Below are 19,090 nucleotides of genomic sequence, written 5' to 3' on the forward strand. Positions count from 1 at the left end.
CCCCATAGTTCCTCCCGTGCTCGTGGCGGCCCCGCCGCCCACCTGCCATACCGGTGGTGTCAGAGTAGCTGCTCGGAAGCCCGTTGAACAGCGGCCAGATCGACTCCGAACCGCTCATCCGTTCCGGCGCAAGAGGCTGACCGTGATCCGCTTTGTCTTGGATGGCTCCGTGAAATCGATGCCGGTCCCGCCTTGCAGAACGAGACGGGCGGTCGGGCGCGCCACACCGACCTTTTGCTGGTACGGCTCGACCGAGTCCAGCCACACAACTTTGCCGGTCCGCTGGAGGTCGATGCGGACCTCGAAGGCGCCGACTACCAGGGACAGCGTTCGCCCGGACACAGTCGATGTACTGATCGTGACCCCAACCAGCGAGTCCGGTGGAGGGTCGATCGACTTCAAGGAGTTGATTCCGAGGACCTGTAGTGCGACAACTGATTGACCGTGGGTGCGGGCGAGGATCTCCTGGATCTCGCTTGATGTCTGTGGGGCGGCCATGGGGAGCATCATGACAAGGTCCTCCGCGGTGCCCGACGGCGGTCTTCATCGCTCGCGTCAGCGGACGCGACGAGACCGTGAGCCGACGGCCCGTCGACGGCAGCTCATTGAACTGACCTTCGGCGCCAGATTCGTGACGAGTCGCGGAACTCACGCGACGCACCCACGACGGCTCACCAAGCACTCCGAGGGCACCGACGCATTGGTAGGTGAGGAACCATCCGTCTTCGCGCGGAGCCCACGCAGGGTTGTGCGCAGAAGGACCGATAGTGCAAGGAGCCCGAACTTGATCGCGTCCCAAGCCAGGACGAGAACGACGAGGTTCAGCCAACCGGGTGCCCCGGCCTCGATGGCCATATTGAGTAGGCGGACACCGCCGGCGCAGACACACGCGAGGACGGCGAGTGCGGCCGCTGCACTGCGGGTCGGATGCGAGCCGCGAACTCGGCAGACCAGGACGTTCGTCGGCGCGTAGAGCGCGAGGTAACGGTGCACCGCCGCGACGGTGACGATGACCGGCAGGGCCAGCAGGATCAGCATGACTTCCTCCGATGGTTGATATCTCCTCGATACGCCAGGTCGACGGTGGACAATCCAGGCGCGAGTAGCCCTTGTGGATAGCCGCGCCACCCGTCGACCTATAGAGCCGAGGCGGCCCCTACAGCGACCGGACGCGTGGTGAGCAAGTGCTCGGTAGAGCGTGGCGATATCGGGGCGCGTAGAGCAGAAAGTGCGCGCTGGCGGTCCGCGCGCTGAGTGTCGCTCGTCGCCCCGCCCCCAACCGGCAGGTCTGAGATGACCCTGTAGCGGTCGCGGTACGCCGCGACTGTCGTTGCCGACTCAACCCAGGCTTCGCCATGGTCCCCGACGAGTCGCCGAGTCCATACTTCGCCGCTGATCACGGCCTCCTCGGCAAGGGCACGAGCGCGGGACTCGATCAGTTCCTTGCGTTGGTCGATAGCCTGCCGGTCCTCGGCTGACATCTGGCCGAGCGGCTCGGGGATCAGGCCGGCGATGAGCCGGGGACGGAGACGACAACCGTGCGGCGGAGTCGCTGCGAGCTTGTCGACTCGGTAGCGGAGGACCGCTGCAATGTCATCGGCGTCGTCGAGACCGTGCCGCCCGACGACTCGAGGCAGAAGACGCTCAAGGTCGTGGTGGTATGCCTCGGCGCGACGAAGTGCCGCAGCGAGGGGGCCGAAGGCTGTCGACTCGACGACTGCGGCATGTTGCTCGGCTGTCAGCCCGGAGCGGCTGAGCAGGTCGAGGAAGCGCTTGTGCTGAGCTTCCGCGGCGATCGTCTCGAGTTCGGCCGCGAGGCGGTCGATGCCTCCGTGCAGTTCGTACTCGGCTGCGATCGTCTGCGTGGCGGAGAGGTCGGCGCCGCTGTGCTGGAGGACCCCGTACAGAACAGTTCGGGCCGTGACGTCATCCGCCTCGGGCGTGGAGTGGCTGTCGTCGGGCTGGTCGAGGGCGACGTAGGCGATGTTGGACTCGCGGCCGCGGGTCATCGAGACGTAGAGGTTCTCCCGGGTCGTGGATGCGGTCACGACGACGTGCGCCGTGTCGACGGTGACGCCCTGAGCGCGATGCGCGGTGACTGCGTAGCCGAGGTCGACGTGCTCGGCGACGTAACCCGGCGGGAGCACCGTTCGCCCTCCGCGGTCGTCGAGGCGCTTGACCAGGACAGAGCCATCCCGCCGGATGTCGGTGATCAGCCAGCGGTCGCCGTTCTTCACCCACCCGCCGCGCATCGTCCGGATCCGGCGGTCGTTCTGGCGCGTGATCACGACGTCGCCGACCGGGGCTCGACAGCCGTCGCCCAGGTCGACCTCGCGGTGGTCGACCGCACCGTCCAGGAGCAGCCGCTCGGCCCGGGCGCGTTCGTTGAGCGCGCGGACGTCCCGCGCCGACTCCGTCACGAGGATGCTTGCGCGTCCAGCAGCACAGTCGGCGCGCCAGGCGACGTACGCGGCGTCGACCATCTCCGCGGTGAGACCTTCCCGGATCCGCTTGTGGCGACCGTAGGTCGAGATGACTTGGACGTCACCGCGGCTGAGCGCCAGCGAGGCCTCCTTCTCCCACTCGTTGGCGAACCGGTGGATCTCCCTCAGTTCCGGCACGTCCGCACGCCGATCGACGAGGAGTGCGAAGGCTCCGCCGGCGTCGACGGACTGGAGTTGGTGGGGGTCGCCGACCAGCAGCATCTTGGCGCCCGCGCCTGCGGCGATCCCCGTGAGCCGGTCGAGCGTCACCGTGCTGGCGAGAGTCGCCTCGTCGACGATCACCAGTTGACCGCGCCGCAGTTCGGCGCGGCCGCGGTCGTACTCGTGGAGCCACTTCGACGTGTTCTCGCAGGCGACACCGAGGTCGTCGGCCAGCGCCTGGGCGGCCGCGGCGGACGGCGCCAGCCCGACGACACTCCCCCGCCCGTGCTCACTGATCCAGGCCGCGCGGAGCGCTCTCATGGTCGTGGTCTTGCCGGCCCCAGCGGGTCCGACCAGGAGGTCGACCTGGCGCCCGGAGCGACAGATGCTCGCCACCGCGCGGCGCTGCTGATCGGACAGCGAGACCTTGCCACGGCCGCCCGCTCGCCCAGCGACGCCGACGGACACCATTGGCGCGGTCACCTTCTCGGCGCGCGCCAACAGCCGCCCCTCGGCCTCAAGCACTGCGACGGAGGAGTACTTCTCACCATGCCGCGGGCGGAACCGGCTCGTGCCGTCCTCACGCTGGAACCGGACCGGGCTGACTGCGAGCTCCGGCGGCGTCAGGACGACGGAGCGCGCCTGCGCCGCGTCCACGACGAGGCCGACGACGGCCTCGCGGTCCTCAGTCGTCGCGAACCTCAGATCCATCGTCTGCTTCGCCGCCTCGGCCATCAGGTTCCAGTGCGTCCACACAGCCCGCTTCACGGCCACCGCCGCGACCACCTCGGCGCCGATCGCCTCGATGACAGCCAGCGGCACGTCCTCCGCGGTCAGGTGGTCACCGTCTCGGCCGATCACCGACTGCGACCAGCCCGTCGGCTCGGTGCCCAACCGCTTGGCAGCCCGGTGCCGCCAACCCGCGGTGAGGTCGGCGAGCGACCGGACCTCCTTCGGCGGGCGCGTGGCGAGCGTGGCCTGTGCCCGGAGCTCGACGATCGTCCTCGCCGATGGCATCCGCCCGTGGCGAGCCACGTACTCCGCGATGAGTTCGTCCTTCTTAAGCTCGATCTCGCGGGTGCGGCTGGAGAACTCTGTGATCAGATCGTCAGTGACGCCGGCGATCTCCCATCGGGGATTCCGGTCGGGTCCACGCTGCCGCAGCTCCCACTCGATGCCGAGGTCGCGCGACAGCCGGTCCGCCAGGAGTGCGTCGTAGTGCGCAGACAAACCGGTGCGCGAGGCGAAGACCGGGCGACCGTCGAGGCTGCGCCAGCGGCCGTCCATGACAGTGAGGACCTTGTTGGCGACGACGACATGCGTGTGGAGCTGCGGGTCCCCAGCCCGCGAGTCGAAGTGGTCGTAGGCGACGGCCGCGACGCCCGCCACGTCTACCTGGGCGACGGCGCCGTCAGCGTCGGAGATACCCGCACGGGTAGCGGCGACCTCTCGCTCGAACAGCGCGATCACGTCTGCGACCGCTGCATGATGCGCCGCCACGATCCGCTCCTGCGTGGCGGCGTCGGCGACTCCCCAGAGCACGGAGACGGACTTCGGGACGCTGAAGGTGAGGTCGAACCCTGCCACCGCGCCCCGCATGCCGGCCGCAGTCTCCTCGGCCTCGATCCGAGTCGTCTCGGCGGCGCAGTCCTCCTGGGTCATTTCCGGATCGAGAGCGGCGACGCGCTCGTCGATGCGTTCCGCGAGCTTCTTGTACGACGGATACGCGCGCCCGAGTTGCTCTCCCGTGATCGGGTCTCGGCCCATGCCGACAAGCAGCGCGAGCTGCTCCTCGCTCACCTGCATGCCTGGGCGGAGCTGGCCGGCGCCGAAGGCACCGACACCGACTCCGAGCCAGCGGCCGGGCGGCGTACCGATCTCGGAGTAGTAGCGGGTCAGCGGCGTCGACACGACGCGGTTGCCATCGCCGGCCGCGACGCTGCGCAGCAGGTAGTGGTAACCGCTGCCCGCGGACATCCGGCGCATCGAGACCGTCACGGCCGTTTCCATCCCACAGCGCTCAGGTGCGCGTCGTTCTCCACAGCCCCCTCGATCTGCACACCGTGTGAAGGCGAGGAGCGGTAGTCGAGGAGGGACGGAAGCAGGACGGGATGAGGCGCGGAGAGGTGAGTGGCAGGTGTGGGGACGAGGTGAGCGAGAGGGCTGAAGGGGTGACGGGAAAGGGAGAAGACAGAGAGCGGAAGCGGGACGAGGGGCTTGGGCAGAGACGTGCACCTGACCCCTGAAGCGACCCGGGTAAAGACGTCGGGTCCGGATCCGCGAATCAGGCTTACGATGAGGCACAGACGATGCACGCACCGCCCGCGGGACGTCGTCGCGCCTCATCGCCGTAGGCGAGAGGAAGCAAGAACCCCCATGAAGAATCGACTCGGGTTGACCTTCCTGGCGACCGGCACACTTCTGTTGGCCGCGATGTCGGCGTGCGCCGACACCGATGCGGATCCTCCGCCGACGACGCCAGCCACGTCGTCCTCGACAGGGTCGACGGAACCGACGACCAGCCCGTCGCCGACGTCTCCGAACGACGCCGCGACCGCTAATGCATCGGCTGCGATGACCGACTACTACGCCGTCCTCGACGGGCTCCGGGCCGATCCCTCCAGCGATCTCAAGGAGCTCGAGACCGTCGCGATCGGCGCGCAGCTCAACGCGGTGCAGACCCTCGTGCAACGGCAGCGCGATCAGGGCCAGCGCCAGACCGGCACCACGGCCATCAGCGAACTGAAGGTCCAGTCGGTCACCCTCGACAACTCCGACCCGGACGCCGGCAAGGTGCCCACGGTCGTCATCGACGTCTGCTGGGACGTCACCAAGGTCGACGTGCTCGACAAGAGCGGCAAGTCGATCGTCTCCCCCGACCGCCCGGACACCGGGTGGACGCGTTACACCGTCGCGAACTACGAGTACGCCGCCGACCCCACCGGCGGCTGGCGCGTAGCGACTGGCCAGGACCTCAAGCAGACGCCATGCGCGGCCTCCTGATTCGCCTCCTGCTGACTGCCCTCGCCACCGCCAGCCTCACTGCCCTCGCGTCCGCACCGTCGTACGCCGACGGCACGGTCTGCGGTCAGACCGACCCGGCGACGGGCGAGTGCCTGATCTGGATCCATGTCCCGGGCAATCCCGGCACACCGGGGACGCCGGGCGACGACGGGCCAGAGGACACGGGCAGCGGCGCAGCCTGCTACTGGGACGGCACGAGCCAGGGCATCACGAAGCCACCGCCTGGGCCGGTCCCCTGCACGAAGAACGGCGCCTACTGGTCGAACGCCTACCACTGCTACATCTCGCTCGTGCAACCCCAGCCGCCCGCGGGCGACCCGTCGTGGCAGGGCCACGAGCCCGGGGACGGTGCCGTCTACTACTGCGACCAGCCGCAGACCGGGCTGCTCATCACGATCTGGACGCAGGATCCGCCGCCGAACTCCGGCACGGGACCGACACCGAGAGAGGTCGCCCAGATCGCCATCGAGAACATGCACCTCAGAGCGATCGACATCGGCATCGCTCCCGAGCCCGGTCCCGACAGCATCGGCCTCGTAGGCATGCCCGTGTGGATGTGGGCGAAGGCGCCGAGCAGCCAGACCTTCGGCCCGATCACCGAGAGTGCGTCGGCAGGCGGCATCACGATCACCGCGACGGCGAAGGTCCTGCACATCACTTGGGAGATGGGCGACGGAACCGAGGTCGTCTGCGACACGGCGGGCACGCCGTACAAGCCGGAGTTCGGGAGGAAGGACTCCCCGGACTGCGGCCACACCTACAAGAAGTCGAGCGTGGGTCAGGCAGAAGATGCGTACACCGTCACCGCGACCTCGAGTTGGGTCATCACCTGGTCGGGCGCGGGCCAGACCGGGACGATCCGCCTCGACGGCCTCAACCGCTCGACCCAGATCCGGATCGGCGAAGCGCAGGTGCTCGTGAACTGACGAGCATCTGCGCGGGGAGGGACGAAGTGACCACGACTGCCCGAGAGGACCGGAAGCCCGGCCCCCACCGCACCGCGCCCGACGCCGGTCCGCCTGTCACTCCCCCACCCAAGCTCCGGAGGCGGCCCGGACTCGTGGTCGCCGCCGTCGTCGTCACCGCCCTCGGCTGCTGCTCGGTGCCTGGGCATGGAACGCGACGACCAGCACCGAGGAGGTCCTCGCTGCGACGAAGACGATCCATCGAGGCGAGGTCATCACCGCCGACGACATCCGGCGCATCCGGATCAGCGGCGACCCGGCTTTGGAGCCACTCCCTGCGTCGGCGTACGACGAGATCGTCGGCCAGCGCGCGGCGCTCGACATCTCTGCCGGCGGCCTGATCACGACCGAGTCGACGACCGATGCGCCGATGCCGCCGGAGGGCCAGTCGATCGTCGGCATCTCGCTGACCCCGGCCCAGGTCCCAGCCCTCCCCATGCACGGCGGCGACAAGGTCCGCATCATCGTCACCCCGGCCGCCAACGGCGACGCCCCGACCGGCGCGCCGCAGTTCACTGCTGCCGAGGTCGTCGACACGGCGATCGACGAGACCACCAGCAACACCGTCGTCAACGTCCTGGTGCCGTACGCCGACGCGAGCGTCCTCGCGGCGCGCGCTGCGACCGGCAACGTCGCGCTGATCCTCGACTCGGGAGCCCAGTGATGGCGATCGTGTGCCTGACATCGGCCTCCGGTTCGCCCGGCGTCACCACCACCGCTGTGGGCATGGCGTTCAGTTGGCCGCGCCCCGTGCTCCTGGTCGAGGCCGACCCGACCGGCGGATCCGGCGTCCTCGCCGGGTTCCTCCGCGGCACGACGCCGTACGACGCCGGGTTGATCGAGCTCGCCCTCTCGCCCCTCGGCACGGCGGACGCGCTGCGGGACGTCGTACGACCGTTGAGCCCGAACGTCTCGCTGGTCGCCGGCATCCGGTCGCACGCGCAGGCAATGGCCTTGCGCGACGTCTGGGAGCCGTTGGCTGCCGCACTCCGCGATCTGGATGACAACGGCCAGGACGTCATCGTCGACGCCGGGAGGCTCGGCCTCACGGGCTCGCCGACCCCGTTGCTGGACGCCGCCGACGCGGCTCTCCTGGTCACCAGAGCCACTCTGCCGGCGATCTCGGCGGCTCGTTCGTGGGCGGAGAGCGTCCGGCAACCCGCTACCGGATGGCGTCACCCCGGCTTGCTTCTAGTCGCCGAGGGCCAGCCCTACCGGGCCTCCGAGGTCGCCAAGGTTCTCGGCATCCCGGTCGTCGCCGATCTGCCCGACGATCCGGCAGCCGCGGCCGTGTACCACCGTGGCGCGGCCCCGCCGAAACACTTCGAGACCGGCCCCTACATCCGCGCGCTCCAGGCCGCGGCCCAGTCCGTCCAGGCGCACATCGCCCGTGGTCGGTTCGCGCTCGTCGAGGAGGCGCGGCCATGACCGAGACCTACCGATTCGCGAACGAGTACGGCGACCTGACGCGCCTGCCGCTCTTCAGCCAGACGACCAACGGCGTCCCCCACGAGGTGCCGAGCGGTCTCGACACGACGGTCGGGTCGCCGCCCCCGGCCACCACCGATGTCGACTGGGCGCTCGTTTCGACACTGCGTGCCCAGGCCTCCGAGCAACTCAGCCAGGCTGTGCAGTCCGGCCGCGCCCGACTCGACAAGGAGGCACAGCAGGAGCTCGGCCGATCGATCGTGCTCGACCTCATCGAGTCTGCGATGGCAGAGGCTGTCGACGCCGGTCACGGGTCGTGGAGTCCCTCGAAGCAGCAGGCGACCGCTCAGGCCGTGTTCGACTCCCTCTTCCGCCTCGGCCGCCTCCAGCCATTGGTGGATGACGATCGGATCGAGAACATCGTCATCGTCGGCCACGACAACGTGCAGCTCGAACTGATCGACGGGACGCTCGTTCCCGGACCGTCGGTGGCCGACTCCGATCAGGAGTTGATCGACTTTCTCGTCTTCCTTGCCTCGCGCAGCGAGGTGAATGCGCGCTCGTTCTCCGAGGCACAGCCGAGCCTCCACCTGAGGCTGGACGGCGGCTCGCGGCTGGCGGCCGTGGCGTGGGTGACTACCCGACCGTCAGTCGTGATCCGTCGGCACCGGCTGATGCGGGTGACGCTGGACGACCTCGTCAAGCGCGACATGATGACGCCCGTCGTCGCCTCGTTCCTGAGGGCTGCAGTGCGCGCCCGGTGCTCCATCGTGGTCGCCGGGGCGCAGGGTGCCGGCAAGACCACGCTGGTTCGAGCGCTCTGCGCCGAGATCGACGAGCTCGAGGCGATCGGCACCTTCGAGACCGAATACGAACTGCACCTCCACGAGCTCGGCCGGCACAAGGTGGTCATCCCTTGGGAGGCCCGGCCCGGTTCGGGTGAACGGGGTCCTGACGGGCGCCAGTCGGGTGAGTTCACGCTCGACGAGGCACTCGTTGACTCCTTCCGCTTCAACCTCTCACGTCAGATCGTCGGCGAGGTCCGTGGCAAGGAGATCTGGGCGATGATCAAGGCGATGGAGTCCGGCACCGGATCTATCTCCACCACGCACGCGGCGGACGCCGTGGCCGCCGTACGCAAGCTCGTGACCTGTGCGATGGAGGCGGGTCCGCACGTCACGCAGGGTCTCGCCACCAGCAAGCTCGCAGCGACCGTCGACCTGATCGTCCAGTTGAGTCTGGAGACCAAGGTCGTGCCGGGCGGGGCTCAGCGGACCAGGCGGGTCGCGGAGGTCATTGCGCTCGCGCCAGGTGAGAAGGAGCCCGGCTACGCGACGACGCACGTGTTCCGCGCGGATGCCACCGGCGTCGCAGTCCCCGATGTCCTGCCCGACGAGTATCGCCGACTCGCCCAGCACGGATTCGACCTGGCGGCCTACCTCGGCAGTCAGCAGTTCGGAGCCCGGACGTGACCGCGATCCTTCCCGCGATCGCCGGTGGCCTCGTCGCCTTGGGGCTCCTCGGGGTGGTCATCGGCCTGCGCCCGACCGCGATTCCGGCGCGGGAGCCCACGGCAGCGAGTCGACGCCGCGCCCTCAACCGGCGGACCCGAGTCCTGCTTCTTGCCGGTGGCGCGCTCGGCCTCGTCGGATGGCTCATCACCGGCTGGATCCTGTCGCTCGTCATCGCACCGGTCGCTGTCATCGGGCTGCCCATCCTGCTCAGCGCGCCGCCGGCCGCAACGCAGATCGCCCGCCTCGAAGCGATGGAGGAATGGACGCGATCGCTCTCCGGAGTCCTCACCGTCGGCATCGGCCTGGAGCAGGCGCTGGTCGCGACTCTGCGGTCGACACCTGCTCCGATCGCCGATGAGGTTCACCGACTGGTAACCCGGCTGCGGGCACGGTGGGACACTGAGAAGGCTCTGCGAGCGTTCGCCGACGAACTCGACGATGCGACCGGCGACCTGATCGCAGCGAACCTGATCCTGGGCGCCCGCCGACGCGGAGCCGGGCTGGCGAGTGTCCTCGAAGGACTCGCCGAGTCGGTCGGTGCTGACGTACGCGCGCGCCGCCAGGTCGAGGCAGACCGGGCCAAGCCGCGAGCCACAGCCCGCTGGGTCACGTTGATCAGCGCCAGCGTGCTCGTCGTACTGGCACTGTCGGGGACGTACGTCGAGCCGTACCGCACCCCGGTCGGCCAGGTGCTCCTTGTGCTCCTCCTGTCCGCGTACGTCGCCACCCTGATCTGGATGCGACGCATGGCCGCAGGCAAGCCGCTCCCCCGGTTCCTGTCGACCCGGGTAATCGCGGAGGCGCCGCGATGATCGCCGGGCTGCAACTGGCGATCCTTGCCGGGGGCCTCGTCGGTCTCGGCCTCGTGCTTCTCGTCGCTCGCCTCCTGCCGGCGGAGCCCGACCTCGCCGACGCACTCGAGAGAGTCTCCTCGTCGCGCCCGCGTTCGACCGCCACCGACGCCGCGCGGTCGAGCAAGGAACGGCTCGGACTGTGGGGCCTGCGCGTCCTGCCGCCCGGCCTCTGGGTTCGCACACCGACACGCGAACTCGCCCTGCTGCGGATCCCCGTCGCGCAGTTCTACGGCGAGAAGCTCATGTTCGCCGGGCTCGGCCTCGTCATCCCGCCGGCCCTCGTCACGCTCTTCAACGCATTTGGGTTGAGCATCCCATTCCAGCTCCCAGCCGTCGCATCGCTCGCGCTGGCCGCGGTCATGTTCTTCATCCCGAACTACAACGCCGTCGACGACGCCAAGAAGGCACGGACCGAGTTCGCCCGCGCGCTCGGCGCCTACATCGACCTCGTGGCTTTGGAGCGGAACAACGGCATCGGCCACCGGCAGGCGATGGAGGCTGCGGCTGAGGTCGGCGACTCGTGGGTGTTCACGCGGCTTTCCGAGGAGCTCACCAGGTCGCGCTGGTCGGGACTGCCGCCCTGGGACGCGCTGCACACCTTGGCAGAGGAGCTCGGACTGCCCGAGCTCGACGACTTCGCCGACATCATGCGCCTCTCCGGCGAGGAAGGAGCCGGCGTGTACGCCACCCTGCGCGCCCGATCCGCCGCCATGCGCACGGCCATGCTCAACGACGAACTCGCCCAGGCCAACGCCATCGGAGAGCGCATGTCGATGCCCGGCTCACTGCTGGGCGTGATCTTCATGGCACTGCTCGTCGCGCCCTCATTGCTTCGCATGTTCACGAACTCGTGACCACGGAAGGACACATCCACAGGAGGAAACCCATGTTGAAGGTTCTGGTCCTGCTGCAGATCGCAGCACTCAGCAAGTACGACGACCTGCGAGATTCCCGCCGCAGTGAACGCGGGTCGGTGACGATGGAGCACGTCCTCTGGGCCGTCGCAGTCATCGGCATCGTCGGGATCGTGGTCCTCGCGGTCACGAACTATGTCACCTCAGAAGCGGGCAAGATCAAGTAGCCGCCGCCGGCGACGCGGCGAACGGGGCTCGGTCTCGATCGAGCTCGTCGTCCTGCTGCCCGCACTCTTCGCGGTCATGTTCCTCGGGATGCAGGCAGCGCTCTACTACCACGCGAAGACCGTCGCCATCGCGGCTGCGCAGCAGGGCGCCAGAGCCGCTGGAGCCGAGCAGGGCAGGGAGTCCGATGGTGTCGGCGCCGCCAACGCCTTCCTCGCCGAGGCCGGTGGCGATGACGTCATCACCGCGACCTCGACGAGTGCGAACCGGACCGCCACCACCGCCACGGTGACGGTCAGCGGCTTCTCCCTGAGCGTCATTCCCGGGTGGAAGGTCCGCATCACCCAGAGCGCGAGCGTGCCGGTCGAGCAGGTGACGGCGCCGTGATCCGCCGGGACGAACGCGGTTCAGCAGCGATCGAGGCGGCGATCGGCGTACCCGCCTTCGCGCTCTTCGTCGGCCTGGTCATCTTCGGGGGCCGTACGGCGACCACTCATCAGGCGCTCCAGTCCGCTGCGGCTGATGCCGCCCGGTCAGCGTCACTCGCGCGCAACCCGGACGCCGCCCGAGCCGATGCACGCGAGGCGGCGACCTCGAGCGTCACCAATCAGAAGATCGGCTGCTCGGACATCGACGTCGCGGTCGACACAAGCGACTTCGACAAGCAGCCGGGAGTTCCCGGCTCGGTGAACGTGACTGTTACCTGCCGACTCGACCTGTCCGATCTCGCTGTTCCGGGCGTCCCCGGGTCTCGGGTCTTGCGGGCGACGATGTCGAGCCCGATCGACACCTGGCGGGAACGATGAGCCGCCGGAACGAGCGCGGCTCCATCACCGTGTGGCTGGCCCTGTCCAGCTTCGTGATGATCTTCCTCGTCGGTCTGGCGGTCGACCTCGGAGGCCAGGTTCACGCCCACGAGCGAGCCCACGACGTCGCGGCGCAGGCCGCACGGGCAGGTGGCGAGGAGGTCGAGGGAAGCTCCGCCATCCAGGGGCACGACCTCGCGATCTCCCCCGCCGCGGCACGTGCCGCTGCCCAGCGCTATCTCGACGCAGCCGGAGTCACCGGAACAGTCGCGATCAACGACGGCACCACCATCACCGTGACCGTCGCGGACTCCTACGACCCCCAGTTCCTCGGTCTCATCGGCATCAACCGCCTCGACGTCACCGGCACCGCGACCGCCCGACTCGTCCGCACCCTCGGAGGTAGCGAGCAATGAACAAGACCGACTCCAGGCTGCGTGGCCTCCTGGCCACCCTCACGCTCGTCGCCTTCGTGGTCGGGGTGCCCGTCGTACTCATCTCCATCGACGCGCTCCCCGACCCGAGCGCGTTCACGTTGTCGAGGCTGACGGCTCAGGACGACGGCACGCTCGCCCTGCAGGTCATCACCGCGGTCTGCTGGATCGCGTGGGCCGTCTTCACGTGCCAGCTCCTCGCGTCGATCGTGTCGCAGGCTCGCGGCATCCATACACCGCGACTCCCCGGTCTCGCGGTTTCTCAGCTCGCTGCGGACCGACTGGTCGCGGCCGCGGCCCTGTTGTTCGTCGCAGTCCCAACCGTCAGCGCCGTGTTGCCCCAGCCTCGCGCGCATGCTGCAGTCGCGGCACCGTTGCCGGACGAGCCCGACGTTGCAGCCGTCGCAGAAGTGTCGGCAGCGCCCCGAGCGGAAGACCACGTGCAGGCAGTGCAGACGGAGACCGAGCACTACACGGTGAAGCGCGGCGACAGCCTCTGGAAGATCGCCGAAGAGCGACTCGGCGACGGCACGCGGTACGTCGAGCTCGTTGCCCTCAATCAGGCCGTCCTCGACGGGCGTCCCGACTTCCTCCTGCCCGGGACCGTGCTCAAGGTCCCCATCGCTGACGACTCTTCGGACGGCTCGTACGTCGTCCAGCCGGGTGACACCCTCTCCGAGATCGCCGAGGACCAACTGGGCGACGCCGACGCCTACCCGTCGATCTTCCGAGCATCCCGCGACACAGTTCAGCCGAACGGCGCCCACCTCTCCGACCCGGATCTCATCCTCCCCGGCTGGAAGCTCACGCTCCCGGGACAGTCGGAACCGGTCGAGCCTAAGGAGCCGAAGCACGTCCAGGAGCCGCCTCGGCAGGACGCGACTCCACCTACCGACGGAGCTACTCCGCCCGCCCCCGAAGCATCCAACGCCGAACCCGAGCATGCTTTCGCCGACTCCGACGAGGATGAGACCACCCCGACCTGGCTGCTTCCGGGACTCGCCGGCGGTGGAGCACTCCTGGCCGGGTCGCTCTGGCTGGTGCTGCGACAGCACCGGCGAACCCAGCTCCGCTATCGCCGGCCCGGAAGGATCATCGCCCCACCGCCTGACGAGCTGCTCGCTGTCGAGAAGTCCGTGCAGGTGTCGGGATCCGTCACCGCCCATCCGATCGAGGAGCTTGATGCGGCGCTCCGGGGCCTGGCTCCTGCACCTCGCCTGCTCTCCGTCCGGCTCTCCTCCAGCCGGATCGCGCTGACGCTCGCGGAGCCGGCCGAACTCCCTGAGCCATGGACCGGAGAAGGCCCTGCGTGGCACCTTCCTGTCGAGGCGGTCCCGACTCCGCCCCCCGACGCCCTGCCGCCGTACCCGATGCTGGTCAGCATCGGCCAGGCAGACGATGGCGCGCTCGTACTGCTCAACCTCGAGGAGCTTCGCGCGCTGGCCTTGTCAGGGGACGCCGACCGTAGCGCCGCCCTGGCTCGCCATCTCGCGGCGGAGTTGGTCGTCAACCCTTGGGCCTCGCCGGTACACGTCGAAGCACTCGGAATTGGCGCGGAGCTGGCGGCGATCAACCGCGACTTCTTCCACGTCCACGAGCCCGGAGACGACGCGTTCCTTGACGCGCTTGTCGACGACCTCGCGACCGCCAGCCCGACCGGGGAGCCGGACGAGTTCCACGCAGTGATCATCGCGAGCGGCGACGTGAGTCCGGATCTGACGCGGCTGGCCGGAGCAGTCGTCGGCTTCCCCGGACGCTCCGGCATCGCGATGGTGACCGTCGGATGCGAAGCGTCCCAGCCGTACGCCGACCTCCACCTGAGTACCGACGGCCGCGTGCGACTTTCTTCCCTTGACCTGGATCTCGCATCCGCGGGGCTGACGGTCACCGAAGCCGAGGCGTGTGCCGCGCTGATCGATCTCACCACGGAAGCCGAGGTGGTGCCGGTCCCCCGTGCCACCGACGGACGGACCGTGACGGATTGCGCTGGTGCGCTCGTCGACGAACTGACCGAGCCGCGCCCAGAGGAGCAACCGGCCGGCGCCTCGTCACTCCTGCCGCTCGACGCCCACGTGTACGCCGACCGGGCAGCGACGACCGTCGATGACGTCGAGACTCTCGCCCCTAACGCTTCTCCGGAAGCAGCAGCGGCCGTTCATGCCTCCGATCCGGACCTGGACGAGGACATCGCCCGATGGGATTCCCCGGTTCCCGTCGCCCCGAAGGTGACCTTGCTGGGTCCGGTCACGGTCAGGACTCTTGGCGACGCGACAGCCACGGCCCACCGCCGGCCGTACTACGTCGAGTTCCTTGCCTACCTCGCGCTCCACCCGAGCGGGGTCACCGCCGAGAAGCTCGCCGAAGATCTCTGCATCCGTCCTCAGAAGGCGAGGTCCGACCTGAGCATCATCCGGAAGTGGCTCGGGCAGAGCCGGGCCGGCAAGCCGTTCCTCCCCCGCGCGCAGCAGACCCACCGGGACGGCGTCCCGGCGACCTACGCCCTCGACGGGGTTCTCTGCGATCTCGACCTGTTCAGGCGCCTCCGTGCCCGAGGTCAGAGCCGCGGCGCCGAGAGGATGGCAGACCTCATCGCCGCGCTGCACCTCGTCAGCGGCGAGCCGTTCACCGACCTCCGCAAAGACGGTTGGGGATGGCTTCTTGAGGGCGACCGACTCGACCACATCATGACCGCCGCGATCGTCGACGTCGGGCACATCGTGATCACCCACGCGCTGACCGTCGGCGATCTCGATCTGGCCGACTTCGCGTCCAGCGTCACACTCGCAGCATCGCCCTACGACGAGGTCGCCACGCTGGACCGCGTTGCAGTCGACCGAGCCCTGGGTGACCTTGATGGAGCCGAAGCACGGCTGCGGAGCGGCATCTCCAACCGAAGTGACGACGACTACGGGCCGATCGAGATTCCGCCCCGCACGTCCGGGATCATGAAGCAGAAGCAGTCGTCTGCGAGCCGTCGTACTGGCTAGGAACGACTCGTGGCACGGGAGGCCCTGTCGCAGTCGCCAACTAGCGTGCTCACGTGGCCACGTTCAGCAAGAAGGTGCTCCGGCTCTTGCCGGAGGAACTGACTAATACGATCCTCCGCGACATTGACGCACTCTTCGAGGACAACGGCATTCCCCTTGGCCCACCACAGCCGCTCGACAACGACTCGAGCGAGCGTCGAGAGCGCACACGCCGCTACCTCGCATCGCTCGACCTCGGGAACCCGTCGCACACGGCGAGGTTGACCGGCGTCTACAGCGACACGTTGCAACGCATCGCCACGAGACGGAGCGACCCCGACTTCGAGCCCGCGTACCTCGACAGGTGGGTGCGCACGCTCCGTGCGGAAGGCTTCGAAGTGGACGAGACCACGTTCGCCGTCACCGACCCGAACGGGCCGACAGTTGCCTTCACCGACGAAGCGCTCGCAGCGCTCACGGACGCTGGAGTGATCCACGACCACCTCGCCCGGCTCGGTGATGCTGTCGATACCGATCCACGGCTTGCCGTGAGCACCGCCAAGGCGCTCATCGAGTCGACGGCCAAGTTGGTTCTCACCAAGCGCGGGAGGACGTACTCGAAGGCCGCGAAGGTACCTGCGCTCGTGACGGCAGCCCAGGAGTCGCTCGGGCTCGCGGCGAAGGCAGTCAGCGACGAAAACTCATCACTTCGCCAGGTTCTTCAATCGCTGGTGACCCTCGCCCAGGGCGTCACTGAGATTCGCAATCAAGTCGGCGTCGATCACGGAGCCGAGAGCGTGCCGACATGGGTCCGACCCCGGCATGCCCGGCTCGTGGTCGGGGCGGCTCAGGTCTGGTGCCAACTCATGCTCGAGACACTCGCCGATCCAACCGCACCTTGGCGCTCGATCGACGACTCGATCGCGACCGAGTAGTTGACGCGCCAGCCACAGTTGTTCGGCGTCTGAACGGACTGATCCGGCCTTCCGATGTGCCCTGCTACGCGAGACTTCGCACGTGCGGATCGCAACGTGGAACCTCGAAGGCAAGTGGACGCCACGGCACCACTGGCTGGTCAGGTCGTTGCAAGCGGACCTGCTCCTGCTGACGGAGGTTGTCGAGTCGGTCAACGTCTCTGGGCTCAGTATTCACTTCACCGAAGCCGAAATGCAGCCAGGGCGTCGCTGGGCTGCCGTCGCCGCGAACGCGCGGCTTCGGCCACTGCCTGATCCGCACGGCGTCACGGCTCTCGCGGAGGTTGACGGCCTTCGGATTGCCTCATCGATCCTGCCCTGGCGAAACAGCGGTGGCGCTCCGCCGTGGACCGGCGAGGACCAAGGCTCGCGAACGGCTGCCGCCGTCGCGGCCATCGAGACGGCGGCGCCCATCGTCTGGGGTGGCGACTGGAATCACGAGCTGACCGGTCGCCTGTACGCGGGAAGCCGGGACTTCGGACGTCGATCCTCGGGGCACTCGACCGGCTGGGCCTCAGCGCTCCGACAGACGCCTCGCCCCACCGCGTAGCCGACGCCCACAGCATCAACCACGTCGCCGTTCCCGCCTTCTGGGCTGTCGCATCGGTCGAGCGTGTGAGCGCGATCGTCGACGGGGTGGAGCTGTCGGATCACGACGCGTACGTCGTTGAGATCGAATGACTGGGGCGCAGGCCACGTGTCCGGTTCAGCGCCACGGCCCGTCGTTCCAGATGTTGATGTCGCTCCGTGCGGGCCGCAACACGGACCGCGGCAGCCACGCCTGCCGAACGCCTCCCGCAGACTCCCGTTGTCGATCCAGATCACCCAGGCGAACCATTGGCCGCGCTCGCAGCGCCAGTCGAGGATCACCCCAGGGGCGGGCGGCGGGTAGTTCCGACGATCGAAGCGAACCCAGCAGTGCCGCCAACGCCTGGGCTGCGGCCAGGCATCGTTCTTCGGCGGATTCGCGGACACGGCTCACTCTTGACCCATGTTCGTACATATGTTCGACTAAACGGTGTGGCGACCACTGGGGAACAGCAGTACATGGCGGGCTACAACGCCGGCCGGACAATCGCACTGACGACCGGCTCGGTCGACGCCGGCCGACACTGGCTGGCAAAGCACCCCGGAGCCGACAGCGCGTACGTCGCCGGGTTTGAGTGGGCACTTTGGGACTACGAAGATGCCAACGGATTGGGCCACGAATGGAGTTCCAACACGGCGATGGGGTGACCGTGAGGACCGTGTCAACGGGTTGATGCAACGACTTAGGGATACCTCCTGACCTGCGCAAACGCAGGTATCCCCCTCTCGAATTCGGGCAGGTATCCCGAAATCGTGGATACCTGGCGGCGCATCGTCAGAGGCATGTACGACCCCAGCAACCCGGTCCCGACTTGGTCGGTCTTGACGATGCAGCGAGTCGCCGCTGAGCCCACGCTCGAGGCCGCGGCAATGCGTTACGCGAACCTCGGCATCCCCGTCTTCCCGTGCGTCCCCGGCGGCAAGCAGCCGCTCACGCCTAACGGCTTCCACGACGCGACCTCCGTCGCCCGCGTAGTTCACGCCTGGTGGCAGCGCACCCCTGACGCGAACATCGGACTGCCCACGGGTGCATCGACCGGCGTCCTCGTCGTCGATATTGACGTCCACCCTGGCGCGAGCGGATTCGACGCCTTCGAACGAGCGCGCAGTCAGGGGTTCGGAAGCGACTGGGCGTGGCTGGTTCGCACTCCCTCCGGCGGGCTCCACGCCTACTACCCGAACGTCCACGGCAACGAGCAGCGCAGTTGGCAGGTCCCCGCGGCACACATCGACTTCCGCGGCGACGGCGGCTACGTCATCGCTCCCCCTTCGCGAGTCACGATCGACGGCGCCCAGCGGTCGTACGATGTCATCGCCGTCGCCACGCACCCTCCGAGGCCCGTCGATGCGGTCGCGCTCCGCCGGTTCCTGGAGCCACCGCGACCGGGGCGGACTCCCCCGCCGCCCGGCATGACCGCCAAGGGATGCCGCCCCGACGCCCTGGCGCGAACCGTCGCGCTCACCCCGGAAGGTGGTCGCAACCGCGCCCTCTTCTGGGCGTCGTGCCGGATGGTCGAGAACGGGCTGAGCCACGCGGACGTCATGGGCTGGCTCGGGCCAGCAGCACAGTACGCCGGGCTCCTGGACCGCGAGATCGAGACCACGGTCGACTCCGCGTTCCGCATTGTCACCCGGCTCGGCCCGGGGAGCCGCCCGGGCCCTACCCCAGCGAGTGAAGGGATCCACCTGTGAACACGCACGCCGAGTACCGCCGCCACAGCTATCGCCCGCCGGAGCAGCCGAGCCCTGCTGAGGGCGCCGAGCCCAACGCCAGCGAGCTCGCACGGCACCGTGATCCGTCACTCGGGCCCGA

At 68.6% G+C, this 19,090-nt stretch carries 19 protein-coding genes; 16 read left to right on the plus strand and 3 right to left on the minus strand.

Annotation, left to right across the window (positions count from 1 at the left end):
* Positions 1–114: 114 nt before the first annotated feature.
* The 3 genes from ACJ5H2_RS12050 to mobF form a co-directional block, all read right to left on the minus strand.
* Positions 115–498 carry a hypothetical protein gene (locus ACJ5H2_RS12050; protein ID WP_408895637.1) on the minus strand — a complete coding sequence of 128 codons (384 nt, stop codon included), beginning with the start codon at positions 496–498 and terminating at the stop codon, positions 115–117.
* A gap of 150 nt (positions 499–648) precedes the next feature.
* Entirely contained in the window at positions 649–1,038 is a 390-nt protein-coding gene (locus tag ACJ5H2_RS12055; RefSeq protein WP_408895638.1) for a hypothetical protein, read from the minus strand.
* A 98-nt stretch (positions 1,039–1,136) separates the two neighbouring features.
* Entirely contained in the window at positions 1,137–4,643 is a 3,507-nt protein-coding gene (mobF, locus tag ACJ5H2_RS12060; protein ID WP_408895639.1) for a MobF family relaxase, read from the minus strand.
* A gap of 576 nt (positions 4,644–5,219) precedes the next feature.
* Between mobF and ACJ5H2_RS12065 the strand changes: the two genes are divergently transcribed.
* The 16 genes from ACJ5H2_RS12065 (at position 5,220) to ACJ5H2_RS12140 (ending at position 18,969) form a co-directional block, all read left to right on the plus strand.
* Positions 5,220–5,648 carry a hypothetical protein gene (locus ACJ5H2_RS12065; RefSeq protein WP_408895640.1) on the plus strand — a complete coding sequence of 143 codons (429 nt, stop codon included), beginning with the start codon at positions 5,220–5,222 and terminating at the stop codon, positions 5,646–5,648.
* Positions 5,633–6,595: a hypothetical protein gene (locus ACJ5H2_RS12070; protein WP_408895641.1), complete on the plus strand. Its 963-nt coding sequence runs from the start codon at positions 5,633–5,635 to the stop codon at positions 6,593–6,595. The genes ACJ5H2_RS12065 and ACJ5H2_RS12070 overlap by 16 nt, the downstream gene beginning before the upstream one ends.
* Before the next feature lie 268 nt (positions 6,596–6,863).
* Positions 6,864–7,298, plus strand: coding sequence for a hypothetical protein (locus tag ACJ5H2_RS12075; RefSeq protein ID WP_408899631.1), 435 nt, complete (start codon positions 6,864–6,866; stop codon positions 7,296–7,298).
* 62 nt (positions 7,299–7,360) lie between these two features.
* On the plus strand, positions 7,361–8,062 hold the full coding sequence (locus ACJ5H2_RS12080) for a hypothetical protein (RefSeq protein WP_408895642.1): 702 nt from the start codon (positions 7,361–7,363) through the stop codon (positions 8,060–8,062).
* A complete protein-coding gene (locus tag ACJ5H2_RS12085; RefSeq protein ID WP_408895643.1) occupies positions 8,059–9,534 on the plus strand; it encodes a CpaF family protein in 1,476 nt (491 codons plus the stop codon). The genes ACJ5H2_RS12080 and ACJ5H2_RS12085 overlap by 4 nt, the downstream gene beginning before the upstream one ends.
* 53 nt (positions 9,535–9,587) lie before the next feature.
* A complete protein-coding gene (locus ACJ5H2_RS12090) occupies positions 9,588–10,388 on the plus strand; it encodes a type II secretion system F family protein (protein ID WP_408895644.1) in 801 nt (266 codons plus the stop codon).
* The gene (locus ACJ5H2_RS12095; RefSeq protein WP_408895645.1) at positions 10,385–11,284 is read left to right on the plus strand and encodes a type II secretion system F family protein; all 900 of its coding nucleotides are present in this window, start codon (positions 10,385–10,387) and stop codon (positions 11,282–11,284) included. Before ACJ5H2_RS12090 ends, ACJ5H2_RS12095 begins: the two co-directional genes overlap by 4 nt.
* Before the next feature lie 32 nt (positions 11,285–11,316).
* Positions 11,317–11,511, plus strand: coding sequence for a hypothetical protein (locus tag ACJ5H2_RS12100; protein WP_408895646.1), 195 nt, complete (start codon positions 11,317–11,319; stop codon positions 11,509–11,511).
* Positions 11,480–11,896 (plus strand): TadE/TadG family type IV pilus assembly protein, encoded by a 417-nt coding sequence (locus tag ACJ5H2_RS12105; RefSeq protein WP_408895647.1) that lies wholly within the window; start codon positions 11,480–11,482, stop codon positions 11,894–11,896. Before ACJ5H2_RS12100 ends, ACJ5H2_RS12105 begins: the two co-directional genes overlap by 32 nt.
* Positions 11,893–12,315, plus strand: a complete 423-nt coding sequence (locus ACJ5H2_RS12110) for a TadE/TadG family type IV pilus assembly protein (protein WP_408895648.1) — start codon at positions 11,893–11,895, stop codon at positions 12,313–12,315. The genes ACJ5H2_RS12105 and ACJ5H2_RS12110 overlap by 4 nt, the downstream gene beginning before the upstream one ends.
* Positions 12,312–12,731 (plus strand): TadE/TadG family type IV pilus assembly protein, encoded by a 420-nt coding sequence (locus ACJ5H2_RS12115; protein ID WP_408895649.1) that lies wholly within the window; start codon positions 12,312–12,314, stop codon positions 12,729–12,731. The genes ACJ5H2_RS12110 and ACJ5H2_RS12115 overlap by 4 nt, the downstream gene beginning before the upstream one ends.
* Complete coding sequence (locus ACJ5H2_RS12120; RefSeq protein WP_408895650.1) at positions 12,728–15,736, plus strand: LysM peptidoglycan-binding domain-containing protein; 3,009 nt, start codon at positions 12,728–12,730, stop codon at positions 15,734–15,736. The genes ACJ5H2_RS12115 and ACJ5H2_RS12120 overlap by 4 nt, the downstream gene beginning before the upstream one ends.
* A 53-nt stretch (positions 15,737–15,789) precedes the next feature.
* On the plus strand, positions 15,790–16,650 hold the full coding sequence (locus ACJ5H2_RS12125) for an abortive infection family protein (protein WP_408895651.1): 861 nt from the start codon (positions 15,790–15,792) through the stop codon (positions 16,648–16,650).
* A gap of 82 nt (positions 16,651–16,732) precedes the next feature.
* Positions 16,733–17,239: a hypothetical protein gene (locus tag ACJ5H2_RS12130; protein ID WP_408895652.1), complete on the plus strand. Its 507-nt coding sequence runs from the start codon at positions 16,733–16,735 to the stop codon at positions 17,237–17,239.
* 497 nt (positions 17,240–17,736) lie between these two features.
* On the plus strand, positions 17,737–17,925 hold the full coding sequence (locus ACJ5H2_RS12135; RefSeq protein ID WP_408895653.1) for a hypothetical protein: 189 nt from the start codon (positions 17,737–17,739) through the stop codon (positions 17,923–17,925).
* A gap of 222 nt (positions 17,926–18,147) precedes the next feature.
* On the plus strand, positions 18,148–18,969 hold the full coding sequence (locus tag ACJ5H2_RS12140) for a bifunctional DNA primase/polymerase (RefSeq protein WP_408895654.1): 822 nt from the start codon (positions 18,148–18,150) through the stop codon (positions 18,967–18,969).
* Positions 18,970–19,090 lie beyond the last annotated feature (121 nt).

It is taken from the genome of Nocardioides pymetrozini (genome assembly GCF_046058985.1).
Classification (GTDB): Bacteria; Actinomycetota; Actinomycetes; order Propionibacteriales; family Nocardioidaceae; genus Nocardioides.